21 protein-coding genes and 1 tRNA gene are annotated in these 23,733 nt (G+C 71.4%); 12 read left to right on the top strand and 10 right to left on the bottom strand.

The window, feature by feature from the left end:
* Window positions 1-56: 56 nt before the first annotated feature.
* The 3 genes from QTI20_RS24010 to QTI20_RS24000 are packed head-to-tail and all read left to right on the top strand — an operon-like array spanning window position 57 to window position 1,848.
* Window positions 57-827, top strand: coding sequence for a Crp/Fnr family transcriptional regulator (locus QTI20_RS24010; RefSeq protein WP_286553767.1), 771 nt, complete (start codon window positions 57-59; stop codon window positions 825-827).
* Window positions 824-1,588, top strand: a complete 765-nt coding sequence (locus QTI20_RS24005) for an SDR family NAD(P)-dependent oxidoreductase (protein ID WP_286553769.1) — start codon at window positions 824-826, stop codon at window positions 1,586-1,588. Before QTI20_RS24010 ends, QTI20_RS24005 begins: the two co-directional genes overlap by 4 nt.
* Window positions 1,589-1,590: 2 nt before the next feature.
* Entirely contained in the window at window positions 1,591-1,848 is a 258-nt protein-coding gene (locus tag QTI20_RS24000; protein ID WP_286553770.1) for a hypothetical protein, read from the top strand.
* 61 nt (window positions 1,849-1,909) lie between these two features.
* On the opposite strand, the gene QTI20_RS23995 is transcribed toward QTI20_RS24000, so the two are convergent.
* The 3 genes from QTI20_RS23995 to QTI20_RS23985 all read right to left on the bottom strand — a co-directional run bounded on the left by QTI20_RS23995 (window position 1,910) and on the right by QTI20_RS23985 (window position 5,989).
* Window positions 1,910-4,381, bottom strand: coding sequence for a TonB-dependent siderophore receptor (locus QTI20_RS23995; RefSeq protein WP_286553771.1), 2,472 nt, complete (start codon window positions 4,379-4,381; stop codon window positions 1,910-1,912).
* Between the two features lie 118 nt (window positions 4,382-4,499).
* Complete coding sequence (locus tag QTI20_RS23990) at window positions 4,500-5,459, bottom strand: FecR domain-containing protein (protein ID WP_286553772.1); 960 nt, start codon at window positions 5,457-5,459, stop codon at window positions 4,500-4,502.
* Window positions 5,456-5,989: a sigma-70 family RNA polymerase sigma factor gene (locus QTI20_RS23985; protein ID WP_286553774.1), complete on the bottom strand. Its 534-nt coding sequence runs from the start codon at window positions 5,987-5,989 to the stop codon at window positions 5,456-5,458. The genes QTI20_RS23990 and QTI20_RS23985 overlap by 4 nt, the downstream gene beginning before the upstream one ends.
* Before the next feature lie 174 nt (window positions 5,990-6,163).
* Between QTI20_RS23985 and QTI20_RS23980 the strand changes: the two genes are divergently transcribed.
* A tRNA-Gly gene (locus tag QTI20_RS23980) sits at window positions 6,164-6,239 on the top strand.
* A gap of 85 nt (window positions 6,240-6,324) precedes the next feature.
* On the opposite strand, the gene pdxR is transcribed toward QTI20_RS23980, so the two are convergent.
* Complete coding sequence (gene pdxR / locus QTI20_RS23975) at window positions 6,325-7,818, bottom strand: MocR-like pyridoxine biosynthesis transcription factor PdxR (RefSeq protein WP_286553776.1); 1,494 nt, start codon at window positions 7,816-7,818, stop codon at window positions 6,325-6,327.
* A gap of 110 nt (window positions 7,819-7,928) precedes the next feature.
* Between pdxR and gabT the strand changes: the two genes are divergently transcribed.
* The 3 genes from gabT to QTI20_RS23960 are packed head-to-tail and all read left to right on the top strand — an operon-like array spanning window position 7,929 to window position 11,141.
* On the top strand, window positions 7,929-9,200 hold the full coding sequence (gene gabT, locus QTI20_RS23970; protein ID WP_286553778.1) for a 4-aminobutyrate--2-oxoglutarate transaminase: 1,272 nt from the start codon (window positions 7,929-7,931) through the stop codon (window positions 9,198-9,200).
* Entirely contained in the window at window positions 9,197-10,672 is a 1,476-nt protein-coding gene (locus QTI20_RS23965; RefSeq protein WP_286553780.1) for an NAD-dependent succinate-semialdehyde dehydrogenase, read from the top strand. Before gabT ends, QTI20_RS23965 begins: the two co-directional genes overlap by 4 nt.
* A 37-nt stretch (window positions 10,673-10,709) precedes the next feature.
* On the top strand, window positions 10,710-11,141 hold the full coding sequence (locus QTI20_RS23960) for a DUF4189 domain-containing protein (RefSeq protein WP_286553782.1): 432 nt from the start codon (window positions 10,710-10,712) through the stop codon (window positions 11,139-11,141).
* A 21-nt stretch (window positions 11,142-11,162) separates the two neighbouring features.
* On the opposite strand, the gene QTI20_RS23955 is transcribed toward QTI20_RS23960, so the two are convergent.
* From QTI20_RS23955 to QTI20_RS23935, 5 genes are read right to left on the bottom strand one after another with little or no spacing between them, the layout of a single operon-like run.
* Window positions 11,163-12,302 (bottom strand): ABC transporter permease, encoded by a 1,140-nt coding sequence (locus QTI20_RS23955; protein WP_286553784.1) that lies wholly within the window; start codon window positions 12,300-12,302, stop codon window positions 11,163-11,165.
* On the bottom strand, window positions 12,302-13,486 hold the full coding sequence (locus QTI20_RS23950) for an ABC transporter permease (protein WP_286553785.1): 1,185 nt from the start codon (window positions 13,484-13,486) through the stop codon (window positions 12,302-12,304). Before QTI20_RS23950 ends, QTI20_RS23955 begins: the two co-directional genes overlap by 1 nt.
* Window positions 13,487-13,493: 7 nt before the next feature.
* Window positions 13,494-14,480, bottom strand: coding sequence for an HlyD family secretion protein (locus QTI20_RS23945; RefSeq protein ID WP_503011431.1), 987 nt, complete (start codon window positions 14,478-14,480; stop codon window positions 13,494-13,496).
* Entirely contained in the window at window positions 14,480-15,907 is a 1,428-nt protein-coding gene (locus QTI20_RS23940) for a TolC family protein (RefSeq protein WP_286553790.1), read from the bottom strand. Before QTI20_RS23940 ends, QTI20_RS23945 begins: the two co-directional genes overlap by 1 nt.
* A 4-nt stretch (window positions 15,908-15,911) precedes the next feature.
* Window positions 15,912-16,637: a MerR family transcriptional regulator gene (locus QTI20_RS23935; RefSeq protein WP_286553793.1), complete on the bottom strand. Its 726-nt coding sequence runs from the start codon at window positions 16,635-16,637 to the stop codon at window positions 15,912-15,914.
* Between the two features lie 153 nt (window positions 16,638-16,790).
* Between QTI20_RS23935 and QTI20_RS23930 the strand changes: the two genes are divergently transcribed.
* On the top strand, window positions 16,791-17,420 hold the full coding sequence (locus QTI20_RS23930) for a TetR/AcrR family transcriptional regulator (protein WP_286553795.1): 630 nt from the start codon (window positions 16,791-16,793) through the stop codon (window positions 17,418-17,420).
* Window positions 17,421-17,441: 21 nt separating this feature from the next.
* On the opposite strand, the gene QTI20_RS23925 is transcribed toward QTI20_RS23930, so the two are convergent.
* Window positions 17,442-18,674, bottom strand: a complete 1,233-nt coding sequence (locus tag QTI20_RS23925; RefSeq protein ID WP_503011445.1) for a branched-chain amino acid ABC transporter substrate-binding protein — start codon at window positions 18,672-18,674, stop codon at window positions 17,442-17,444.
* Window positions 18,675-19,122: 448 nt separating this feature from the next.
* Here QTI20_RS23925 and QTI20_RS23920 point away from each other — a divergent pair, with 448 nt between their 5' ends.
* The 4 genes from QTI20_RS23920 to QTI20_RS23905 are packed head-to-tail and all read left to right on the top strand — an operon-like array spanning window position 19,123 to window position 23,631.
* On the top strand, window positions 19,123-20,940 hold the full coding sequence (locus QTI20_RS23920) for an acyl-CoA dehydrogenase family protein (protein WP_286553798.1): 1,818 nt from the start codon (window positions 19,123-19,125) through the stop codon (window positions 20,938-20,940).
* A complete protein-coding gene (locus QTI20_RS23915; protein ID WP_286553799.1) occupies window positions 20,937-21,296 on the top strand; it encodes an SDR family NAD(P)-dependent oxidoreductase in 360 nt (119 codons plus the stop codon). The genes QTI20_RS23920 and QTI20_RS23915 overlap by 4 nt, the downstream gene beginning before the upstream one ends.
* 28 nt (window positions 21,297-21,324) lie before the next feature.
* A complete protein-coding gene (locus QTI20_RS23910; RefSeq protein ID WP_286553800.1) occupies window positions 21,325-22,854 on the top strand; it encodes a class I adenylate-forming enzyme family protein in 1,530 nt (509 codons plus the stop codon).
* 12 nt (window positions 22,855-22,866) lie between these two features.
* Complete coding sequence (locus QTI20_RS23905) at window positions 22,867-23,631, top strand: SDR family NAD(P)-dependent oxidoreductase (RefSeq protein WP_286553801.1); 765 nt, start codon at window positions 22,867-22,869, stop codon at window positions 23,629-23,631.
* Window positions 23,632-23,733: the final 102 nt, after the last annotated feature.

Raw genomic sequence — 23,733 nt, 5'->3', positions numbered from 1 at the left:
CGCCAAGTTGTCGTTCCAACGACAATCTCAGGGTCTCCACTCCCCGGACTTTCCCCATGCTTCACGCGACGCCCGCTGCCGGTTCGATCCGTGACCGCGTGCGCGCGGCCCGGCCCGACGAGCTGCGCAACATCCCCTGGCTCGATGCACTCGCGCCCGCGGAGCGGCAGCGCACCGAGCTGGCGCTGGTGGTCGGCGAGGCCGAGCCGGGCGACCTGATCTGCCGCGTGGGGCGTCCGCCCACCTACTGGTTCGGCGTGGTCGAGGGCCTGCTCAAGATGAGCAACGACAACGCCGACGGCACCTCGATGACCTACAGCGGCCTGCCGCCCGGCGGCTGGTTCGGCGAGGGCACGGCGATGAAGCGCGAGCCCTACCGCTACAACATCCAGGCGCTGCGCCGCAGCGTGATCGCGGGCCTGCCCATCGACGACTTCCACTGGCTGCTCGACCACTCGATCGGCTTCAACCGCTTCGTGATGAACCAGCTCAACGAGCGCCTGGCCCAGTTCATCGCCGCGCGCGAGGCCGACCGATTGAACAACCCCGACGTGCGCGTGGCGCGCAACCTCTCGGCACTGTTCAACCCGGTGCTGTTCCCCGGCGTGGGCCAGCTGCTGCGCATCACGCAGCAGGAGCTGGCCTACCTGATCGGCCTGTCGCGCCAGCGCGTGAACGAGGCGCTGCGCACACTCGAGGCACAAGGCATGATCCAGGTCGAGTACGGCGGCCTGCGCGTGCTCGACCTGCCGGCGCTGCGCGCCAGCGTCTCGGCCCCTTCTTCCAGTTCTTCTTCCGCCATCTTCCTTCAGGACAAAAAGCAATGAGCGCAAAGCACCTCACCCTCCTCACCGGCGCCTCCCGCGGCATGGGCCGCGCCATGGCCGAACAGCTGCTCGAGGCCGGCCACACGCTGGTCTGCATCTCGCGCAAGACCGACGACGCGCTGGCCGCCAAGGCCGCGCAGCACGGCGCCAAGGTCGAGCAGTGGTCCTTCGACCTGTCCGCGCCCGCCGGCGCTGCCGAGCGCGTGGCCGCCTGGCTCGCCACGCAGGACGCGCAGGCCTTCGACAGCGTCACGCTGATCAACAACGCCGGCACCGTCGGCCAGCTGGGCCCGCTGGAGAAGGCCGATGCGGCCGACCTCGCGCAATCGCTGCGCATCGGGCTCGAGGCGCCGCTGCTGCTCACGGCCGCCTTCCTGCGCGCCACGCAGGACTGGCGCGGCGCCCGCAAGGTGCTCAACATCTCCTCGGGCCTGGGCCGCAACGCCATGGCCAGCCAGGCGCCGTACTGCGCGGCCAAGGCCGGCATGGACCACTTCTCGCGCGCGGTCGCGCTCGAGGAGGCGCTGCGCCCCAACGGCGCGAAGATCGTCTCGCTCGCGCCCGGCGTGATCGACACCGACATGCAGGTCGCGATGCGCGGCACCGAGGCCGGCCTGTTCCCCGACCGTGCGCGCTTCGAGAAGCTCAAGGCCGACGGCCTGCTCGACTCGCCCGCCACCGCCGGCGCCAAGGTGCTGGCCTACCTGGCCCGTGCGGACTTCGGCAGCAAGCCGGTGGCCGACGTGCGCGACCCCGCCTGAGCATGGCCACCGCCCAGGCCCTGAGCACCGCGGAGTACAAGCTCTTCCCCAATCCGCGCAACCAGCACCGCGTGGTGTTCGCGCACCAGGTCTTCGTGCCTTATCCGTACATGCTCATCGAGATGGAGAGCTACTACCTCCAGGGCCGCTACAGCCTGTTCGCGGCCCACCGCATCGTGGACAACAAGGCCGGCCAGCTGGCGACCTTCGAGGACGCGGCGGACGAGGCGAAGTTCAAGGCGAAGTTCGTGCCGGACTGAGGGGGCATACCCGCCCCTCCCGCTGGGCGCGGCACACGAGCGCCGCGCCGCCTTCGTCCGCTCAGAACTGGTAGCGCATCTTCAGCCACGCGTTGCGCGGCGCGCCGTAGCTGTAGCCGTTGTAGCCCCCCAGGCCCGCGTAGTAGGCCTTGTCGCCCACGTTCTCGATGTTCAGCGAGGCGCTCAGCTGCTTGCTGATGTCGTAGCGGGCCATCAGGCCGATCAGCGCCAGGCCGCCCTGGGTGACCACGCCCTGGGGATGCGCGTAGGAGATGGCGTTCTGCCAGCTCAGGCTGCCGCCCACCGTGAGCCGGTTCCAGGCGCCCGGCAGCCGGTGGCTGGTCGCGATGCGCAGCAGGCGCGTGGGGAAGCTCGGGTTGAGCAGCACATCCTCGCGGTCGCGCTTCGCGTGGTAGGTGTAGCCGCCCATCAGCTGCCAGCCGGTCGCGAGTTCACCCGCCACCGTCGCTTCGAAGCCCTTGCTGCGCGCGCCCTTGACCGCGCGGTAGGGCTGCGTGCCGTCGGGCAGTGGCGCGGCGCCCAGGTCCTCGACCGCCACGTTCTCCTCCTGCGTCCTGAACACGGCGAAGCTGGTCTGGAGCCTGCCGCCCCAGTGTGCGCCCTTGATCCCGGCCTCGAGGTTGGTGCCGCGCTGCGGCGCGAGCACCGTGTTGTTCGCGTCCTTGTAGACGTTGGGAATGAAGATGTCGGTGTAGCTCGCGTACACCGAAAAGGTCTTGTCCAGGTCGAGGATGACGCCCGCATAGGGCGTGAACACGCCGTTCGCACGCGTGGGCGGGTTGGTGCTGACGCCGCCCGTCGCCAGCAGGTGCAGCTGCTCGTCGTTCTCGTACCAGGTGGCACGTCCGCCCAGGATCAGGGCCAGCGGCTCGGCCAGCTGGAAGCGCAGCGCGCCGTACAGCGAGGTCTCCTCGGTCTTGCCGCGCGTGCGGTAGAGCGGGTAGGCGAACTCGGGCTTCGGCACCTCCTGCAGCGTGTAGAAGTTGAAGGGCCGCCGATCGATCGCGCCGGGCACCGAGGAATTGATGTCGATGTGGTAGTCGTAGCGGCTGAAGCTGCTGCCGACGACGGCCTCGTGCGTCCGGCCGAACAGATCGAACGGGCCCTTGGCCTTGATGTCGAGGGACTTGTTGGTGCCCGCCGCCGGGTTGTCGCGCATGTCGATGAGCGCGTCGCCGGTCTGCCGGTCGACCAGCGAATAGGCATAGAAGTCGCCCGAGCTGCGCTGGCGCTCGCTCTTGAGATAGCTCGCGTCCAGCTTGAGCTGCCAGCCGCCGTCGAACTGGTGGCTCAGGTTGACGAAGGCGCGCTGGCTCTCCATGTCCCAGTTGCTCCATCGCGCGCTGTGGTTGTACGAACGCGGGAACCGTGTGCGCGAGCCGTCGCTGAAGAACAGCGGCGTCTGGCCGAACTCGGCGCCGTCGATGGCGGTCTTCTGGTATTCGAGGCCCAGCGCGAGCACGGTGCCGGGCGCCAGGTCGGCCTCGACGATGCCGTAGAGCACGTCCTCGCGGCGCTTCTTGAACTCGGTGAAGCTGTGGCCTTCGTTGTGCGAGGCGACCACGCGGGCGCGCAGCGTGCCGGCGGCGTTGAGGCTGCCGCCCAGGTCGGCCTCGGCGGCGTAGCGGTCCCACGAGCCCACGCCCGCGCTCACATGGCCGGAGAAGTCCGTGCCCGGGCGCTTGCGGATCAGGTTGATCGCACCGCCCGGCGCGCCCACGCCGTCCATCAGGCCCGAGGCGCCGCGCACCACCTCGACCCGGTCGTAGACCGTGGTGCTGAGCATGTCGGAGGCGCCCGCGACCGTGGTGAAGGCCTTGGTCGGCACGCCGTCGAGCAGGGTCACGAGCTCGAAGCCGCGCGAGGTGAAGAGCACGCGTTCGTCGAGCGTGTCGGTGGCGATGCCCGGTGTCTGGCGCAGCACGTCGGTCAGCGTCGAGAGGTTCTGGTCGTCCATCTGCTGGCGCGTGACCACGCTCATCGACTGCGGCGTCTCGCGCTGCGTCAGGTCCAGGCCGGTGCCGGCCGCGGCGGAGCGCGTGGCGTAGGCGCCCGTGCCTTCGCTGGTGGCGTCGCGCCCGGCCTGGGCCGTGACGGTGATCGAGGGCAGTGCCGGCTCCGCGGCCGCGGCACCGGGCGCGACAGGTGCGGCGGTCGGCACGCGGCGCAGCACGTACTCGCCGTTGCTGCTGCGCGCGGCCTCGAGGCCGCTGCCCGCGAGCAGCGCGGCCAGGCCCTCGCGCGGGCCGTAGCTGCCCGACAGGCCGGGGCTGCTGCGGCCGCTGGTCAGCGCGCCGTCGATGGCCAGCAGGATGCCGGCCGTGGCGGCGAAGCGGTTGAGTGCCTGGTCGAGCGTGCCGGCCGGGATGTCGTGGCGCATGACGGCGGGCGTGCCTTGCGAAGGCTGGGCCGCAGCGAATGGCGTGGCGGCGCCGAGGCCGATGGACAGGCAGGCGAGCAGCACGGCGTGCGACAAGGGCGCGCGCGGCGTGCGCCGGATGGTGGATGGCATGGACGTTTCCCTCTTCGATGGTTGGTATGAAGCGGGCCGCTGCGCGCGGCCTCTTCCTGTTTCCCGAACGAAAGAAGAAAAGTGCTACTGCCGGGCGGTGTTTTTTTTTCGGGTGCGCTCAGTCGCGCGGCCCCACGCTGACCCAGTAGCGCGTGGCGTAGCGCACGCGGATCGGCAGCGCCTGGGCCAAGGTGGCGAGCACGCGGTCGGTGTCCTGCAGCGGATACACGCCCGAGACGATCTGCCCGGCCACCGCCGGGTCGCAGCGCAGCACGCCGCTGCGGTAGCGCCCGAGCTCGGCGAGGAAATCCGCCAGCCGCATGCGCTCGGCCACCAGCAGGCCGCGCGTCCAGGCCGCCGCGACCGCGTCGGTCGGCTCCGGCGTGGTCACGGCCACGCGGTCGAAGCGGGCCTGCTGGCCGGCATCGAGCCGTCGCAGGGCGTTGGGGTCGTCGGCCGGGCGCAGCTCGACCGCGCCTTCGAACACCGCCACCGCCGAGGCATCGTCGGCCTGGCGCACGCTGAAACGCGTGCCCAGCGCGCGCACGCTGCCCTGCGCGGTCTGGACCACGAAGGGGCGCGGCGCGGCGGCGTCGTCGTCGTGCGCGGTGGTGACGAGGATCTCGCCCGCGCGCAGCAGCACGCGACGCTGCGCTGCATCGAAGTGCAGGTCGATGGCGCTCGCGGTGTTGAGCACGACCCGCGTGCCGTCGGGCAGCACCAGTTCGCGCCGCTCGCCGCGCGCCGTCCGGTGCGCGGCCATCGCGGTCTGCCACTGCGGCGTCTGGCGCACCCCGTAGGCCGTGACCCCCGCGGCCACGGCCAGTCCGCCGAGGGTGCGCAGCACCGCGCGCCGCGCCGGCGGCGGCTTGGGCGCGCGCAGCACCTGCGCGGCCACGGGCGCCGGCAAGGCATGGATCTGTTGTTCGATGCGCTGCACCTGCTGCCAGGCGCGCGGGTGTTCGGCGTCGGCCGCCAGCCAGCGCTGGAATGCCGCCTGCTCCGCTTCGCTCGCCTCGCCCGACCAGAGCGTGACCTGCCACTCGAGCGCCTGGCGCCGGACCGTCGCGGCGCTCATGGCCGGGCGTCCTCGGGCGCGTCGTCGTCGAGCGCTTCATGGCAGGCCAGTGCCGCCTGCAGCATGTACTTGCGCACGGTCGCCACCGACATGCCGATGCGCTGCGCGATCGCGCTGTAGGTCAGGCCGTCGAACTGCGACAGCAGGAAGGTCTCGCGCACCCGCGTGGGCAGGCGGTCGAGCATGGCGTCGATGCGCAGCAGGGCCTCGAGGGCGAGCGCGCGTTCCTCGGGCGAGGGCGCCAGCGCGGCCGGCCATGCGGCCAGCGCCTCGAGGTAGGCGGCCTCGAGCTGGCGGCGCCGGTACAGGTCGACCACCAGGCCCTTGGCGATCTGCGTCAGGTAGGCGCGCGAGGCGTCAGGCTGCGGCGTGCGGCCACCGACGATCAGGCGCACGAAGGTGTCCTGCGCGAGGTCGGCCGCGTCGAAGGCGTTGCCGAGCTTCTTGCGCAGCCAGCCCTGCAGCCAGCGGTGGTGCTCGCCATAGAGCGTTTCCACGGCGGAAGAGGGCGCGAGGTGCGGCGCAGTCACGGGGCAGAACGCCCGGCGGCGTGCGGGGCCAAATAAGAATGAATATCAATTATCCGTGGTGACCCGCCTGCTTGGCAATCGCCGGCGCCGCGCTTCCCGGCGGGCCGGCAGAAAATTTGATGCCGAGCGTTGCAAACCCCCAAAATCTCGGGTTAGAATCGTAGGCTTGGAAATGCGGGATTAGCTCAGTTGGTAGAGCGCAACCTTGCCAAGGTTGAGGTCGAGAGTTCGAGTCTCTTATCCCGCTCCAGATTCAGTCGAAAAAGGCCACCCTCTCGGGTGGCCTTTTTCATTTCCGGGCCGGTACGCCAAGGCGATGGCGCCCATCGCTGCGTCTACGCGGCCCGGCTGCTCGAGGACTGCAGGCAGCGCAGCAACACCCCGAACGCTGGCCCGATGTGCGCCTCCTGCACGCACGCATACCCCAGCAGCAGCCCGCGCTGCGCACCGCCGCGCTGGTAGTACGCCGACAGCGGCCGTGTGAGCACGCCGCGCGCCTGCGCCGCCCGGGCGATGGCCACGTCGTCGCTGCCGTCGGGCAGCCGCAGCACCAGGTGCAGCCCTGCGTTGCTGGCCTGGGGATGCAGGTATTCCGGGCCCAGGTGCTCGGCGATCAGTCCGGCCAGCAGGGCGCGCCTGCGCGCGTAGAGCACGCGCATGCGCCGGATGTGGGCCGCGTAGTGGCCCTGGTCGATCAGCGCGGCCAGCGCGGCCTGCGTGATCGCATGGCCCTCGCGGTACAGGTCGGCGTGCGCGGTGCGAAAGGGCTGGGCCAGTGCGCGCGGCAGCACCATGTAGCCCACGCGCAGGCCCGGGAACAGCGTCTTGCTGAAGGTGCCGACGTAGATCACCGGGCTGTCGGGCTCCAGGCCCTGCATGGCCGGGATGGGCCGGCCGGCGAAGCGGAACTCGCTGTCGTAGTCGTCCTCGACGATCCAGCTGCCGGCGGCGCGCGCGAAGTCCAGCAGCTCGCGCCGCCGCGCCAGGCTCATCACCGACCCCAGCGGGTACTGGTGCGAGGGCGTGACGAAGATCAGCCGCGGCGGTTTGCCGCCCCTGGGCCAGCCCGCGCCCGGACCTTCGTCGGCGCTCTCCACATGCAGCGGTCGCACGCGCACGGCGTCCATCTGCAGCACCTTGTGGAAGCCCCAGTAGCCGGGCTCCTCCACCCACACCGTTTCGCGCGGGTCGACCAGCATGCGCAGCGTCATGTCGATGGCCTGGTGCACACCTTCGGTCACCAGGATCTGGTCGGCGTCGCAGCGCACCGAGCGCGCCACGCGCAGGTGCTCGGCGATCGCGGCGCGCAGGGCGGGGTGGCCGCCGCCGTGCGAGTAGGTCAGCAGCTCGGGTGCGGGCGCGCGCCACAGCCGGTGGAGGATGCGGCTGTACTGCCGGTGCGGGAATTGCGTGACGTCGGGCACGCCGGGCATGAAGGCGCCCCACTGCACCGGAGCGGCCGAGGCGTTGGCCAGCAGGGTCTGCGCGCGCTTCGACAGCCGCACGGGCGCGCTCGCGGCAGCGGCGGCCGTGACCGGGCGGCCGGCACTCAGGAAATTGTCGGGTGCGGTGTCGGCGACGAAGGTGCCGCTGCCCACACGCGAATGCACATAGCCCTCGGCCTGCAGCTGCGCATAGGCGTGCAGCACGGTGTTGCGCGACATGCCGATCTCGCGCGCCAGGTCGCGTGACGCGGGCAGCAGGCTCGACGGCGGCAGGCTGCCGTCGAGGATGGCCTCGCGCAGGCAGTCGTAGAGCTGGCGGTTGAGGGCCGCGCCGGCATCGGGTGCCAGGCGCTGCAGCACCAGGTCGGCGCAGATGGACTTCATGGTGTGGATTCTTGATTGGCCCTAACAAGATAACGCAAGTGGATCTTTTCGATGGGGCCAATCCGGCTTTCAATCATGCACCACCCATCGACATCCCTCCGGACCGCTACATGACCCGCAACACCGAACTCCATGGCAGGCGCCTGGCCGCCACACCGCGCGGCGTGGGCGTGATGTGCGACTTCTTCGCCCAGCGCGCCGAGAACGCGAGCCTGTGGGACGTGGAGGGCCGCGAGTACATCGACTTCGCCGCCGGCATCGCGGTGCTCAACACCGGCCACCGCCATCCGCGCGTCGAGGCCGCCATCGCCGCGCAGCTGAAGCAGTTCACCCACACCGCCTACCAGATCGTGCCCTGCGAGAGCGTGGTGACGCTGGCCGAGCGGCTCAACGCGCTGGTGCCGATCAGCGGCCCGGTGAAGACGGCCTTCTTCACCACCGGCGCCGAGGCGCTGGAGAACGCGGTGAAGATCGCCCGTGCCCACACCGGCCGCGCCGGCGTGGTCACCTTCGGCGGCGGCTTCCACGGCCGCACGCTGATGGCGCTGGCCATGACCGGCAAGGTCGCGCCCTACAAGATCGGCTTCGGGCCTTTCCCGGCCGACGTGTTCCACGTGCCTTTCCCGAGCGCCATCGAAGGCGTGAGCGCGGCGGATTCGCTGGCGGCACTGGCCCGGCTGTTCAAGACCGACATCGATCCGCAGCGCGTGGCCGCGATCGTGATCGAGCCGGTGCAGGGCGAGGGCGGCTTCAACGTCGCGCCGACCGAGCTGCTGCAGGGCCTGCGCGCGTTGTGCGATGCGCACGGCATCGTGTTCATTGCCGACGAGGTGCAGACCGGCTTCGCGCGCACCGGCAAGCTGTTCTCGATGCAGCACCACGGCGTCGAGCCCGACCTGATCACCTTGGCCAAGAGCCTGGCCGGCGGCATGCCGCTGTCGGCCGTGGCCGGCCGCGCCGCGATCATGGACGCGCCCGCGCCGGGCGGCCTGGGCGGCACCTACGCCGGCAACCCGCTGGCCGTGGCCTCGGCCCATGCGGTGCTCGACGTGATCGCCGACGAGCGGCTGTGCGGGCGCGCCGCCGCACTGGGCGCGAAGCTGGTGGCGCGCTTGCTGAGCGCCAGGGAATCGAACCAGGCCATCGCCGACGTGCGGGCCCAGGGCTCGATGGTCGCGATCGAACTGCGCGACCCCGCCACCGGCGCCCACGACGCCGAGGCCGTGAAGCGCGTGCAGGCCCGGGCGCTGGCGCAGGGCCTGCTGCTCTTGAGCTGCGGCATGCACGGCAACGTGATCCGCTTCCTCTACCCCCTCACCATCCCCGACGCACTGTTCGACCGCGCGCTCGACATCATCGACCAAGCATTGCAAGAAGCATGAACGCACGCCTCCCCACCGACACCCTGGGCCTCGCCCGTCCCGACCTGCTGCAGCAGGCCTGCCTGATCGACGGCCGCTGGGTCGGCGCCGACGACGGCCGCACGCTCGAAGTGAGCGATCCCGCCACCGGCGCAGTCCTCGCCAGCGTGCCGCTGATGGGCCGCGCCGAAACCGAACGCGCCATTGCCGGCGCCGCCGCGGCGCTGCCGGCCTGGCGCGCGCGCAGCGCACGCGAGCGCGCCCAGGTGCTGCGCCGCTGGGCCGACCTGATGCTCGCGCACCAGGACGATCTCGGCCGCCTCATGACGCTCGAGCAGGGCAAGCCCTTGGCCGAAGCCAGGGGCGAGATCGCCTATGCCGCCTCTTTCATCGAGTGGTTCGCCGAAGAGGCCAAGCGCGTCGACGGCGAGGTGCTGCAGCCGCAGCGCGGCGGCCAGCGCATGGTGGTGCTCAAGCAGCCCATCGGCGTCTGCGCCGCCATCACGCCCTGGAACTTCCCGGCCGCGATGATCACGCGCAAGGTCGGCCCGGCGCTGGCCGCGGGCTGCACCATCGTCGTGAAGCCGGCCGAGCTCACGCCGCTCAGCGCCTTCGCGCTCGGCGTGCTGGCGCTGGAGGCCGGCCTGCCGCCGGGCGTGCTGCAGATCCTGACCGGCGACGCGCCGGCCATCGGCGGCGCGCTGTGCGAGAGCGCGGTGGTGCGCAAGCTCAGCTTCACCGGCTCGACCGGCGTGGGCCGCACGCTGATGCAGCAGTGCGCGCCGACCATCAAGAAGCTGTCGCTCGAGCTCGGCGGCAACGCGCCCCTGATCGTGTTCGACGATGCCGACCTCGACACCGCCGTGCAGGGCATCCTCGCTTCCAAGTTCCGCAACGCCGGCCAGACCTGCGTGTGCGCCAACCGCCTCTATGTGCAGGCCGGCATCCACGATGCGCTGGTCGAGCGGCTGGTGCAGGCGGTGGCCGCGATGCCGGTGGGCAACGGCCTCGAGGCCGGCGTCACGCAGGGCCCGCTGATCGACGCGCGCGCGGTCGCCAAGGTGCGCGAGCACATCGACGACGCGCTCGCGCAGGGCGCGCAGTTGCGCACCGGCGGCCAGCCGCATGCGCTGGGCGGCAGCTTCTTCGAGCCCACGGTGCTGACCGGCGTGACGCAGGCCATGCGCGTGGCGCGCGAAGAGACCTTCGGCCCGCTGGCGCCGATCTTTCGTTTCGAGACCGAGGACCAGGCCGTCGCGATGGCCAACGACACCGAGTTCGGCCTCGCGGCCTACCTGTTCACCGAAGACCGCCGCCGCATCTGGCGCGTGGGCGAGCGGCTGGAGACCGGCATGGTCGGCGTCAACACCGGCCTGATCTCCAACGAGGTCGCGCCCTTCGGCGGCGTGAAGCAGTCGGGCCTGGGCCGTGAAGGCTCGCGCCATGGCATCGAGGACTACCTCGAACTCAAATACCTCTGCTTGCAAGATTGAGCGCGGGGCCGCGCGCGCCGTGGTTAACCTCAGGGGCATGGCTGTTGCATCGACCCTTTCCCTCGTGCGGCGCTTCGCCGCGATCACCCTGTGCTGCGTGGGCCTGTCGGTGGCCCAGGCGGCCCCGACCGCCGCCGCCGCCGCGCCCCCGCCCAGCTGGGGCGCGATCGCGGCCAAGCCCGGCGCCCATGGCTATGCCTTCAACCAGCCCTCGCGCGCCACGGCCGAGCGGCTCGCGCGCGCGCAGTGCGAACGCGCGACCGGCGCCAAGCGCGTGCCGGGCGCCTGCGAGGTGCGCGTGTATTTCGACCGCAGCTGCGGCGCGCTGGCGACCGGCAACTTCGGCGAATGGGCCGGCGGGCTCGGGCCCGATGCCAAGGCCGCGGGCCAGGCGGCCGTGACGGCCTGCGATGCCCACCTGCCGACCGAACCCTGCAAGCTCGCGGTGAGCGTCTGCTCGCTGTCCTGAGCGCGGAGGTCTGGATCGGGATCAGCGCCTGTCGGCGCGCGGCCTGGCCGCGAACCACAGCGTCAGCAGCCCGGCCAGCGTCAGCGCCCCCAGCGCGCCGAGATAGGGCAGCACATCGTGCAGCGGCGCCCCCATCTGGTTGAGCCGCAGCGAAGCCTGGATGCCGGCGGTGCTCGGGAAGAGCCAGCGCAGCGCCTGCAACGGACCGGGCAGTGCCTCCACAGGCCATGAGAAGCCCGAGAGAAAGGCCATCGGCAGGGCGGTGAACAGCAGCACCTGCAGGGCCCGCTCGCGGTCGCGGAACCAGCAGCCCAGCAGCAGGCCGAGCGTGCAGATCGCGGGCACGTAGAAGGCCAGCAGCAGCAAGGCGCCCCAGGGATTGCCGCCGCGCGGATAGTCCTGCAGGAAGAATACCCAGCCGAAGTAGAACAGCCCGCTGAGGATGCCGAACACCGAGAGCGCGCCCAGCCGCCCCAGCCAGGCGCCCATCGAGGCGCGCAGCCGCCCGGCCTCGGCCCAGGTGCCGGCCAGCATGGCGGCGCCCATCAGCAGCGTCTGCTGCAGGATCAACAAGGCCACCGCCGGCACCACGTAGCTGCCGTAGCCCTCGGTCGGGTTGAACAGCGCGACCAGCTGCGTGTTGAGCGGGCTGCGGCTGCGCGCCGCCTGCGCGGCGCTCTGGCCGCCGGCCTGCAGCTTGCGGATCTCGACGCCGGCCGACACCGTGCCCACGGCCTCGGAGAAGCCGTAGAGCACCGCCTTGTTGAGCAGCGCATAGGCGCCGTTGCCTTCGATGCTGACCACGGCCGAGCTTCCGCGCAGCACGTTGCGCTTGAGGTCGGCCGGCAGCAGCGCATAGCCCTCGATCTCGCCGCGCCACAGCGCCTGCTGCGCCTCGTGCACGTCGGCCGTGACCAGGCGCACGTCGAGCCGCGGGTTGGCCATCGCGAAGCGCGCGATCTGGCGCGACAGCGCGCTGTGGTCCTGGTCGACCACCGCCACCGGCACGCGCGTGACGGCCTGGGTGCCGTAGGGCCAGGGATAGAAGAAGCCGTAGAGGATGGGCGCGAGCAGCATGATCAGCAGCACGCCCTTGTCGCGCAGCACGGCCAGCGCGGTGTCGCGCCAGGCGGCGCCGAGGTGGAGGCGCTCGTCGGTCATCAGCGTCCGCCCCAGCTGTCCGGCGCGCCGGCCGCGCGCACCAGCGTGCCCGCCGTGGCGGCCAGCAGCACGGCCGTGCCCAGCACCATCCACAGCGGCGTGGCCACCGAGTAGGCCAGCGGCGCGCCCATCTGCAATTGCTCCATCTGCACGCGGATGTAGTGGGTGTAGGGCAGCAGCGTGGCCCACAGCTGCGCGAAGAAGGGCATCGCGACCAGCGGGAAGCCTACGCCGCCGAAGGCGAAGGCCGGCGCGGTGAGGAAGCCCGTGGCCGACAGCGCGGTGCGCAGCGAGCGCGTGAGGCCGGCCACGAAGGCGCCGAGCGCGATCGACAGCGCGAGGAACACCACCAGTGCGATGAGCGTCCAGCCCAGCGAGCCGACCGGATGCCAGCCGCGCCCGGCCGTGATCCACAGCATGGCGACGATGGCCACGGCCGACAGGCTCGCCAGCGGCAGCGCCAGCTTGCCCGCGAGCGCGGCCAGCGCCTCGTGCCAGCGCGGCGCGGCGCCCAGCCAGCCGCCGAGGCTGCGGTCGCGCAGCTCGCGGCCCACGGCCCAGGCGCCCGCGGTCATGGCCAGGATGTGCAGCACGGCCGGAATGAGCGCGGCGCCCAGGAATTGCTCGTAATCGGTCGAGGTGTTGAACAGCGCCACCGTGCTGGCCTTGATCGGCTCCATGCTCACGCGCGCCGCGCTCATCGATTCGCCGCGCTTGTTGCGCACCGCGAGCTCGACGCCGGCCGACACCGTACCCACGGCCGTGCGCACGTCGCGCTGGATCAGGCTCGAATGCGTGCCCAGCTGCGCGTTGTGCAGCAGCACGACCTGGCCGACCCGGCCCTGCTTGACGTCGCGGCTCAGGTCGCGCGGCAGCTGCACTGCGGCATCGACCGCGCCGCTGGTGAGCGCGCGCGCCATCTCGCCTTCGTCGCGGTACTGCTGCACCACGCGCAGGCCCGGCGTGGCGTCGAGAAAGCGCACCAGCTGGCGCGACAGCGCGGAGTGGTCCTGGTCGAGCACGCCGATCGGCAGGCGCTGGGGCAGGCCGGCCGAGAAGATCCACCAGATCAGGAACCCCGCGAGCAACGGCACCCACGAGACCATGGCCAGGTCCCAGGGGCGCGTGCGCAGCAGCGCGAACTCGCGCCGTGCACTGGCGGTGGAGAAGCCGCGCAGGCTCATGGCCGCTTCAGTCGACGAGCACGCTCATGCCGGGGCGCGCGCCTTCGATGGGCTGGAGCGGCCGTGCGCGGACCTCGAAGGTGCGCACGTCGAAGCCCGCGCCGCCGCGCGTGGCGCGCCAGGTCGCGAAGTCGGGCAGCACGGCGCTGTAGTAGACCTTGAAGCGGGCCGTGCGCTGGCCTTCGGGCAGCGCGGGCAGGCGGGCGTCGAACTCCTGGCCCATCGCGAAACGCGAGAGCCGGTCTTCGCGCACGTTGAGCACCAGCCACTGGTCGCTCAGGTCGACCACGGTCACCACCGCCACGCCCTGCGGCGACAGCTCGCCGACCTTGGCCAGCACCTTGGCCACCTCGCCGCCGACCGGGCTGCGCAGTTCGGTCTCGGCCTTGGCGGCCTCGGCTTCGGCCAGCACGCCGGCCACCTGGCGCGCCTGCGCGCTGGCCGCGGCCTTGTCTTCGGGGCGGGCGCCGCTGCGCGCCATGTCGTACTGCGCGCGGGCCGCGATGGCGGCGTCGCGCGAGGCCTTCCAGTTGGCCTCGGCCTCGTCGCGCTTCTGGTCGGCCACCAGGCCTTCGCGCGCCAGGCCGTCGACGCGGCGGAACGAGGTCTGCGCGAGCTGGGCCGCGGTCTCGGCGCGCTGCCATTGCATGCGGGCCATCTCGACCTCCTGCGGCCGCGCGCCGTTCTGCGCCTTGTCGGCCACGGCCTGCGCGGCCTGCTCGGCGGCGGTGGCCTGCGCGAGCTTGGCGCGCACCTCGGGGCTGTCCATGCGCACCAGCACCGCGCCGGCCTGGATGCGGTCGCCTTCCTTGACCGCCACCTCGGCCACGCGGGCCGTCACCTTGCCGGCCACGTCGGTCTCGCGCGCCTCCATCTGGCCCTGGAACACCTCGGGCGCGGGCTGCGACGCGCGCCAGAAGCCCCAGACCAGCAGCGCGAGCACGAGCAGCGCGGCGAGGATCGCGATCAGTTTTCGGGTCTTGGCACTCATCATCAATTCACCTTCACGTCAGCACGCGCGATGTAGTCGGAAAAGCTGTCGGACAGGCCGGCGCTCTCGAGCAGCTGCGCGAGCGCCTGCACGTAGTCGTTGGCGGCCTGCGCGCGTTCGGTCAGCACCTTGGCCTGGTTGGTCTCGGCGTCGATCAGGTCGAGCGTGGTGCTGGTGCCTTCGCGCAGGCCCGAGGTGCGCAGCCTGAGTACCTCCTGCGCGAGTTCGACCGAGACCTTCATCTCCAGGTACTGGCGGCGTGCGTTCTCCAGCGCGCGCCAGTTGCGCTCGACCAGCAGCGCGATGTCGCTGCGGGCCTGCGCGTCGGTGCGTTCGGCCTGTTCGATCTGCTTCAGCGAGGCCGCCGACAGCGCGTTGCGGTCGACCGAGTCGTAGAGCGACCAGCGCACGCCGATGCCGGCCACCCAGTCGGCATTGCCGCTCTTGAGCTCGCGCGTGCCGAAGGCGATGACCTGCGGGCGGCGCAGCGCCTCTTCGCCTTCGTGCAGCTGCTCGGCCTGCGACTTCTTGGCCGCGACCTTGCCCAGGCCCGGGTGGCGCACGAGCGCCGAATCGATGAAGTAGCCCAGCGGCTCGACCGGCGTGCTGAGGATGAACAGCGGCGTCTGCGGCGCGACGCTGCCCTCGGCGCGCACGGTGCGGGCCAGCGCCACGGCGGCCAGGGCAGCGTCGTCCTCGGCCTTGCGCGCGTTGCGCCGCGCCTCTTCATAGGCCGCGCCGGCCTGCAGCCGTTCGACGCGCGAGATCACACCGGCCGCGAGCATCTTCTGCGCCGCCGCGTCGTGCTGCGCGATGGTGCGCTCGGCCTGCGCGCGCAGCAGGGCCGCGCGCTGCGCGAGCTGGGCGCTGAAGTAGCGCTGCACCAGCAGCGTGTCGACCTCGTGGCCGGCCTGTTCGGCATCGGCCTGCGCCTCGCGCGTCTGCGCCGACACGAAGCCGCGCACCGCATCGGTCGCGCCGCCGAGGTAGAGCGGCCAGACGGCCGAGACCGAGGCGTTGGTGCCGGTGTCGTGCCGGTTCAGCGTGTAGCTGTTGGGCAGCTGCGGGATGGGCAGGCGCGAGACGAAGCCCTGGAGCGAAGGCGGCAGCATCGCGCCGACCTGCCCGAGCTTCTGGTTGAGCGGGTCCAGGTCGAGGTTCAGGTTAGCGTTGTAGGCATAGGCCAGCCCGGAGATGCTGACCGTCGGCCCGCCCAGGCCCTGGAGGCCCTGGCGCTGCAGCTCCTTGGCATCGACCGCGGCGCGCGCGGCGGCCAGCTTGTCGGAGCGGTCGAGCATGCGGGCGCGGGCCGCGTCGAAGCTCAGCGCGAGGGTGTCGGTGCGGGGTTGCGCCTGCGCGATGGCCGGGGGCCCGATCAGGGCCGGCAGCAGCAGCAGGCAGGGGAGGAGGGCATGGCGGGCTTTGGGCATCGGTTCAGGCAGCCTTGTGCAGCAGGGTGTCGAGTTCCTGCTGCAGGATCACGGGGAACGCGGCCTGCACCGCGCCGGTGGCGAGCGGACGCGCCTTCTCCAGCAGCTGGGCCAGGCGGTCGGCGTCGAGGGCGTCGCCGCTCAGCAGGCTGTCGGCCAGGGTGCGCAGCCAGTGGCGCGCCACGGTGCGCAGCGTGCGCGCCATGGTCTCCTGCATGCCGATCACGTCTTCCAGCGGCAGGCCGAGCGCGGCCAGCTGTTCCGCGACCTGGCCCAGCGCGGGGCTGAGCAGCTGGATCCGGCCGTCCGGCAGTTCGTGCATCAGGCCGGCCTTGGCGGCGCGCGCCAGCAGGGCGGGCGTCATCTGGCCCTTCCACTTGGCGGCCAGGGCCTTGGCCGAGACGACCACAGGGGTCTCCTCGGCGAACAGGCTGCCCGAGACCGAACGCGCCACGGCGAGCAGGTCGCGCCAGGACGCGGCCGGCGTGCGGCCGAAGATGCGGCGGATGGCCTCGATGCCGAAGCCCTGCTCGCGCAGTTCGCGGATCAGCGCCAGGCGCTGCACGTGTTCGTCGCCGTAGAGGCCCAGGCGCCCCTGGAGCCGGGGCGGCGGCAGCAGCCGGGCCGTGGTGTAGGCGCGGATGTTGCGCACCGTGACGCCCGTGCGCGCCGCCAGGGCCTCGATGGCGAGGTCCTGCGCGGGGGCTGCGGTGGCGGGGGCGGCATTCATGGAGCGGATCGGATGTTACATCGGTGATGTCACATGGGGCAAGCAGGCCGCGCTCGCCGGTCTCGTGGTTTCCACAGGGCGGCGGGTGGGCAGAATGTCTCTACAGTGCGACCGGGACGACCTCGTCGGTCCTTCTCCTGCGCCCTTCCAGACATGACGATCTCGAACTCAGACCTCAAGCCACGCCGCAAGCCTTCGCAGTCCCGCGCGTGGATGACGTCGGAGGCGATCCAGGATGCCTTCCTCATCGTGCTGCTGGAAAAGGGCTACGAGGCGGTGTCGATGCGCGACATCGCCGGCGTGGCCGGCGTCGGCCTCGGCACGCTGTACCTGTACTTTCCCAACAAGGGATCGATCGCCGCGGTGGCGGTACGCCGGTGGGTGCGCACGCTCGCGGCGGCGCTGGCCAAGGCCGGCGAGGACGCCACGCCGCCGCATGTGCTGGGCAAGGCGGATGCGCTGGTGCGGGCCTATGTGCGGCTGGTGCTCGAACGGCCCGATCCGTGGCGCGCGCTGATCATGCTCGAGCGCCGCATCTCCTCGCTGGAGATCTACGGCCAGCTCTACCGGGACCATGTGGAGATCGTGCGCCAGGCCCTGGCCACGGCCGCCGACCCGATGACCGGGCCGCGGCTCGAGGCCGCCGCCTTCACGGTCTTCACGATCGTCGACGGCATGGTCCGCAATTCGCTGCTGACCCTGCCGCGCGTGCCGGAGGAGGCGGCCCTGACGCACGAGATCCGCCAGGCGGTGCGCGGCTACCTGCAGGCCGCGCGCGGCTGATTGCGCCGGCCGCCGGGCGCGTCAGCCCGGACGCTTCATCTTGCAGCTGGTGGGCAGCATGGCGTCGCTGGCGCTCACCACGTCGACCTGCTTCCAGCCCAGGCCGGTGTTCTCCTGGTCGTGCAGCACGCTCTTGCCGTCCACTTTTTCCCAGCTCAGCACGAACACCGGCTGCTGCGCCTGGTGGTCGTCCCTGCGCAGCTCGATCGGGCCGTTGAGTCCCTGGAAGCGAAGGCCTTCGAGCTTGGCCGCGACCTTCACCGGGTCGGTCGACTGCGTCTCGCGCATCGCCTGGGCCAGCGCCACGATCGCGTTGTAGCCCATGCCGTTGATGAAGTCCTCCTTGAACTCGCGCTTGAAGTCCGCGGGCAGGCTCTTCGGCGCCAGGGCCGGGTCGTTGGGGTGGAAGGTCGAGACCAGCTTCACGCGGCCCTCGCCGGCGCTGCCCATGGCGCTGGGCACGCCGAAGTTGTTGCCGTTCAGGGTGTAGAAGTCGACGTTCAGGCCGGCGTCCTTCGCGGCGCGCACGATCAGCGCCAGGTCGGTGCCGAAGTCGGCGGTGATCACGGCCTCGGCGCCGGCCTGCTTGATCTTGGCCATGTAGGGCGAGTAGTCCTTGACCTGGCCGGTCGGATGGAAGTCGTCGCCGACGATCTTCATGTCCGGGCGCTTGCGCGCCAGCTGCTCGCGCGCCGAGCGCGACACTTCCTGGCCATAGGAGTAGTTCGGGTTCAGCAGGTACACCTTCGTGACGTTCTTCTGGCGTGCCGCGAAGCTGGTCAGCGCGTCGACCTTCATGTCGGAATTGGCGTCGGTGCGGAAGTGCCAGTAGTTGCACTTCTCGTTGGTCATCGCGGGTGCCTGGGCCGCGTAGTTGAGGTAGACGATCTCCTTGCCGGGATTGCGGCCGTTGTGCTTCTCGATGGCTTCCGACAGCGCCGCGCCCACGGCGGAGGAACTCGCGCCCTGCACCACGTAGCGGATGTCCTGCGCGATGACCGAGTTGAGCAGGCTCAGCGCCTCCTGCGGCGAGAGCTTGTTGTCGAAGGGCACGATCTCGAATTTGACCGGGCCGGCCCAGCCCTCTTCGTTGGCGCGCCGGGCCGTGTACTGGAAGCTCTTGAGCACGTTCAGCCCCAGGCCCGCCATGGGGCCGGACATCTGGTCCATCGAGGCGATCTTGACCGTCTGCGCCTGGGCCGAAGTCAGCGCCAGCAGGCCGCAGGCGGCCGCCAGCCATGGCCAGCGCGCCATCTTGAAATTCGTCGTCATCTTGTCTCCTGTGTGGGAAGGGCGCAGCCTCGGCTTTCGGTCTGCGGGCCGGGCCGGCCTGAAAAAATTCTAGGAAGGCCGGGGTCGCCGGGTGTTCGGCTTTTGCCGTGCATGGCCGTCATCCGCCCGCAAGGCCGCCGCGGCTCTGGGGGATGCGCCGCGCGTCGGCGGCGATGACCGGTGGCGTGACGCGGTGTTCATGTTTGAGGCGGCCGTGCCACGGGACCCCACGCTTCGACGCAAATGCGAACAGGCAGGCCGCGGGCACGGTCGGGAACGGTCCCGGCCCCAGTGCCGGCACGGGCGAACGGGGTGCCGCGCAAAGCTGAACACCCCGCGGCCGCCGGATTTCTACACTGACTTCGGCCCGCACGTCCCCCGCCGGGCGGCCGGGATGCCAACCCCCGACCAGACCTCCACACCGCCCCGCATGAGCCCCATCGCCCCCGCTTCATTCCCCGCCTACGTGGTCCCGCAGGACGAGCTGCGCTTCGTGCTGCACGACTGGCTGGGGGTCGAGTCCGGCCTGCGGCAGCTGGCGCCCCATGCCGGAACGCGGCGGGCCGATGTCGATGAGCTGATGGCCCAGCTGGCCCGCTTCGCGGAAACGTCGGTCGCGCCCCTGAACGCCATCGGCGACCTCGAGGGCTGCTGGTTCCGGCCGGACGCACACGGCGGCAAGGTGCATGCGCCCAGCGGCTTCGTCGACGCCTACCGTGCCTTCTGCGCCAAGGGCTGGGCCGGCCTCGGCGCCGACCGGGCGCATGGCGGCCGCGGGCTGCCCCACGTGCTGACCCACCTGAGCACCGAGATCTTCGGCTCGGCCAACCATGCCTGGCTGATGTACAGCAGCATGTCGCGCGGCGGCTACGAATGCATCCGCGCCAACGGCTCGCCCGCGCAGCAGGCGCTGTACCTGCCCCGGCTGGCCAGCGGCCGCTGGACCAGCAGCATGTGCATCACCGAGGCCGAGGCCGGCACCGACGTCGGGCTGCTGCAGACGGCGGCGCAGGCGCGGGACGACGGCAGCTTCAGGCTCGACGGTCTCAAGCGCATGGCGACCAATGCCGAGCACGACCTGGCGGAGAACATCGTCCACCTGGTGCTGGCGCGCATCGAGGGCGCGCCCGCGGGCACGCGCGGCCTCTCGCTGTTCATCGTGCCCAAGCACCTGCCCGACGCCCAGGGGCAGCCGGGCGCGCGCAACGCGGTGCGCTGCGAGGGCCTGGAGGACAAGATGGGCATCCGCGGCACGCCGACCTGCTGGATGCGCTTCGACCAGGCCACCGGCTTCCTGCTCGGCGAGGCCGGCAAGGGCCTGCAGGCGATGTTCGTGATGATGAACATCGCCCGCCTCGCGACCGGCATGCAGGGCGTCAACCAGGCCGAGCGCGGCTACCAGCTGTCGCTGGCCTACGCCGGCCAGCGGCTGCAGGGCCGCAGCCCGCGCGGGCCGGCGCTGCCGCAGCAGCCGGCCGATCCGCTGCACGTGCATGCCGACGTGCGGCGCATGCTGCTCACGCAGCGCGCCTGGCTGCAGGCCGGCCGCGCCTTCGCCTACTGGATCGCGCTGCAGGTGGACATCGCGCAGCACCATGCGGAGGCCCCGATGCGCCGCGCGGCGGACGAGACGGTCTCGCTGCTCACGCCGGTGCTCAAGGCCTTCGCCACCGACAACGGCCACGCCTCGACCGTGCTGGCGCAGCAAGTGCTGGGCGGGGCCGGCTACCTGCGCGAGAGCGGCGCCGCGCAGTTCGTCTGCGATGCGCGCGTCGGGCAGATCTACGAAGGTGCCAACGGCATCCAGGGCCAGGACCTGCTGGGACGCAAGGTGCTGGGCGACCGCGGCGCGCGACTGGAGGTCTTCTGCGCGCGCGTGCAGGAGGCCCTGAACCGGGTGCCGGCCGATTCGGCGCTGCAGCCGCATGTGCAGGCGCTGCGCGCGCTGCCGCCGCGCATCGCGGCGCTCACGGCGCGCATCGGCGAACGCGCCGCGGCCGACCCCGACCAGATCGGCGCCAGCGCCCATGCCTACCTGCGGCTGATCGGGCACCTGGTCTACGGCTGGCTGTGGATCGACATGGCGCGCGTGGCGGAAGCCAAGGTCGCCCCATCACCGCTTCATGCCGCCAAAGTCGCGACCGCGCATTTCTATTTCAGCCACCTGTTCCCCGAAGTCGAGCAGCTGCTGCAGGTGGTCGATGCGCCCGCCCGCGTGCTGGCCGGCCCCGAAGGCCTGTTCCTGTGAAGGCCTTCCACGACCGCGTGGCCGTGGTGACGGGCGCGGCCTCGGGTCTGGGCGCGGCCCTGGCCGAGCAGGCCGCCGCGCTGGGCATGCAGCTGGTGATCGCCGACATCGACGCGCCGGCGCTCGAACGCATGGCCGGGCGCCTGCGCGATGCGGGCGTGCCGGTGTTGTCCCAGGCCTGCGATGTGGCCGATGCGCGGCCGTGCAGGCCCTGGCCGATGCCGCGCGGCAGCTCGGTCGAGCGGCGCATGCAGGCCACCCTGGCGCAGCAGGCGCCCGCGGACCCCTTCACCTTCCGCCCCGAGATCCTCGAGGGGCTGAAGCAGAGGCTGGCCCTGGCCCGCTCGACGAGCTGACCTTTTCCCACCCGGAGACACAAGCACCATGAACCTGGCCTCGATGTTCGACGAGAGCGCCCACCGCTTTCCCGACAAGATCGTGCTGCGCTACGGCGCGCGGCACTACAGCTATGCCGAGATCCGCGCGCTGAGCCTGCGCGCGGCCGCGGTGCTGCAGGACCAGGGCGTGGGCGCCGGCGACCGCGTGGCGCTGATGTGCTTCAACACGCCGTACTTCCTGGTCGGCGTGCTGGCGGCGCTGCGCCTGGGCGCGGTCTTCGTGCCGGTCAACCACAAGCTGCAGGCGCCGGAGGTGGAACACATCCTCCAGCACAGCCGGGCCGGCGTGTGCATCGTCGACGGCGCGCTGGCGCCCGTGATGCGGAAGGTGCGCGGCGCCGTGCGCTGGCTGGCCACCGATTCCGCGATCGAAGGCGTGCCGCTGTTCGAGTCGCTGGTCGAGGCGGCCGTGCCGCGCGCCCTGCCCACGCCCTGCGAGCGCGAGGCCGTGGCGCAGATCCTCTACACCTCGGGCACCACCGGCCAGCCCAAGGGCTGCGTGCACAGCCATCGCAATGTCTACACCACCGCCATGATCGCCGCGCTCGGCCTGGAGATCACGCGCCACGAGCGCATGCTGATCGCGATGCCGATCTGGCACGCCTCGCCGCTCAACAACTGGATGTTCGGCACGCTGCTGATGGGCGGCTCGCTGGTCTTCCTGCGCGAGTACAGCCCGCGCGGCATGCTCGAGACCATCGCGCGCGAAAAGACCACGCTGCTGTTCGCCGCCCCGATCGCGCTGCTGGCGCCCATCGACGCGGTGCCGGACTTCAATGCCTTCGACCTGCGCTCGATGCGCGCCTGGATCTACGGTGGCGGCCCGCTGGGCAAGGACATGGCGCTGCGGCTGATGGAAGCCTACGGCAGCGACCAGTTCATCCAGGTCTACGGCATGACCGAGGCCGGGCCGCTGGGCACGGTGCTGTTTCCCGAGGACGCGCTGCGCAAGGCCGGCTCGATCGGGCGCTCCAGCCTGCCCGGCGTGCGGGTGCGCGTGGTGGACCCCGACGGCCGCGACACCGCCAGCGGGCACATCGGCGAGATCGTGCTGCAGTCCGAAGCCGCGATGCAGGGCTATCTCGACGCGCCCGAGGCCACGGCCGCCGCCTACGACGCCGAGGGCTGGTACCACAGCGGCGACCTCGCGCGTGTGGACGACGACGGCTACTTCTATGTGGTCGACCGGCTCAAGGACCTGATCGTCACGGGCGGCGAGAACGTCTATTCGAAGGAGGTCGAGGACGCGCTCTCGCCGCACCCGGACATCGCCGACGTGGCCGTGATCGGCCAGCCCCATGCGCAGTGGGGCGAGACCGTGGTGGCGGTGATCGTGGTGAAGCCCGGCCGGGCACCGAGCGACGAGGCGCTGAAGGCCTTTCTCGCCGACCGGCTCGCGCGCTACAAGATCCCGCGCCTCTACCGGCGCGTCGAGGCCCTGCCGCGCACGCCCTCGGGCAAGCTGCAGAAACACATCCTGCGCGAGCAGATGACCGCCGGCACCGTGCCGGCCTGAGGAGCAAGAAGCATGAACGACCTGTTCGACCTGCGCGGCAAGGTGGCCGTCGTCACCGGCGCGAGCCGGGGCATCGGCCGCGCGACCGCGGAACAGCTGGCGGCGCGCGGCGCGAAGGTGTGCGTCTCCAGCCGCAACCTGGAGGCCTGCGAAACGGTGGCCGAGGGCATCCGGCGCAACGGTGGCGAGGCCATGGCCTGCGAGGCCAGTATCTCGCAGCAGGGCCAGCTGTCGGCGATGGTGGCGCAGGTGCGCGCGCGCTACGGCGCCATCGACATCCTGGTGTGCAACGCCGCCACCAATCCGCACTACGGCCCGCTGGAGGGCATCGAGGACGAGGTGTTCCTCAAGATCGTGCGCAACAACGTGCTGAGCAACCTGTGGCTGGTCCAGCTGGCCAGCCCCGACATGCGCGCGCGCGGTGGCGGCGCGATCGTCATCATCTCGTCCATCGCCGGGCTCAAGGGCTCGGCCACCATCGGCGCCTACGGGCTGTCCAAGGCCGCCGACATGCAGCTGGCGCGCGACCTGGCGGTCGAGCTCGGTCCGCACAACATCCGCGTCAACTGCATCGCGCCCGGCCTGGTCGAGACGAAGATGGCACGGGCGCTGATCGAGGACCCGGCGATGCAGGCCTTCACCCGCGACACGCTGCCGCTGCGCCGGCTCGGGCAGCCGCCCGAGATCGCGGGCGTGGTCGCGCTGCTGGCCTCGTCCGCGGGCGCCTTCATCACCGGCCAGACCCTGGTCGCCGACGGCGGCGCCACGATCGTCTGATCGCCCCCGAAGCCCCGCGTTTTTACGCTTTCTTTACGCCCCCCACACGCCTCTGTTCCCCGTTTTTACGCCCCTCTGCCGAGACTGACACCCGTGTCTCGA

Origin of the sequence: Variovorax sp. J2P1-31 (assembly GCF_030317215.1) — a bacterium.
Taxonomy (GTDB): domain Bacteria; phylum Pseudomonadota; class Gammaproteobacteria; order Burkholderiales; family Burkholderiaceae_C; genus Variovorax.
Note: the sequence above shows the minus strand (reverse complement) of the source record. Positions and strands in the feature narration are given on the sequence as shown.

Bases quoted from the DNA above. Each gene is read 5' to 3' on its own strand.
- QTI20_RS23950 (WP_286553785.1), bottom strand. From the start codon at position 13,486: ATGAGCCTGCGCGGCTTCTCCACCGCCAGTGCACGGCGCGAGTTCGCG.
- QTI20_RS23935 (WP_286553793.1), bottom strand. From the start codon at position 16,637: ATGAATGCCGCCCCCGCCACCGCAGCCCCCGCGCAGGACCTCGCCATC.
- QTI20_RS24005 (WP_286553769.1), top strand. From the start codon at position 824: ATGAGCGCAAAGCACCTCACCCTCCTCACCGGCGCCTCCCGCGGCATG.
- QTI20_RS23945 (WP_503011431.1), bottom strand. From the start codon at position 14,480: ATGATGAGTGCCAAGACCCGAAAACTGATCGCGATCCTCGCCGCGCTG.
- QTI20_RS23990 (WP_286553772.1), bottom strand. From the start codon at position 5,459: ATGAGCGCCGCGACGGTCCGGCGCCAGGCGCTCGAGTGGCAGGTCACG.
- QTI20_RS23925 (WP_503011445.1), bottom strand. From the start codon at position 18,674: ATGGCGCGCTGGCCATGGCTGGCGGCCGCCTGCGGCCTGCTGGCGCTG.
- QTI20_RS23910 (WP_286553800.1), top strand. From the start codon at position 21,325: ATGAACCTGGCCTCGATGTTCGACGAGAGCGCCCACCGCTTTCCCGAC.
- pdxR (WP_286553776.1), bottom strand. From the start codon at position 7,818: ATGAAGTCCATCTGCGCCGACCTGGTGCTGCAGCGCCTGGCACCCGAT.
- QTI20_RS23905 (WP_286553801.1), top strand. From the start codon at position 22,867: ATGAACGACCTGTTCGACCTGCGCGGCAAGGTGGCCGTCGTCACCGGC.
- gabT (WP_286553778.1), top strand. From the start codon at position 7,929: ATGACCCGCAACACCGAACTCCATGGCAGGCGCCTGGCCGCCACACCG.
- QTI20_RS24010 (WP_286553767.1), top strand. From the start codon at position 57: ATGCTTCACGCGACGCCCGCTGCCGGTTCGATCCGTGACCGCGTGCGC.
- QTI20_RS23930 (WP_286553795.1), top strand. From the start codon at position 16,791: ATGACGATCTCGAACTCAGACCTCAAGCCACGCCGCAAGCCTTCGCAG.
- QTI20_RS23920 (WP_286553798.1), top strand. From the start codon at position 19,123: ATGAGCCCCATCGCCCCCGCTTCATTCCCCGCCTACGTGGTCCCGCAG.
- QTI20_RS23960 (WP_286553782.1), top strand. From the start codon at position 10,710: ATGGCTGTTGCATCGACCCTTTCCCTCGTGCGGCGCTTCGCCGCGATC.
- QTI20_RS23965 (WP_286553780.1), top strand. From the start codon at position 9,197: ATGAACGCACGCCTCCCCACCGACACCCTGGGCCTCGCCCGTCCCGAC.
- QTI20_RS23995 (WP_286553771.1), bottom strand. From the start codon at position 4,381: ATGCCATCCACCATCCGGCGCACGCCGCGCGCGCCCTTGTCGCACGCC.
- QTI20_RS23955 (WP_286553784.1), bottom strand. From the start codon at position 12,302: ATGACCGACGAGCGCCTCCACCTCGGCGCCGCCTGGCGCGACACCGCG.
- QTI20_RS23940 (WP_286553790.1), bottom strand. From the start codon at position 15,907: ATGCCCAAAGCCCGCCATGCCCTCCTCCCCTGCCTGCTGCTGCTGCCG.
- QTI20_RS24000 (WP_286553770.1), top strand. From the start codon at position 1,591: ATGGCCACCGCCCAGGCCCTGAGCACCGCGGAGTACAAGCTCTTCCCC.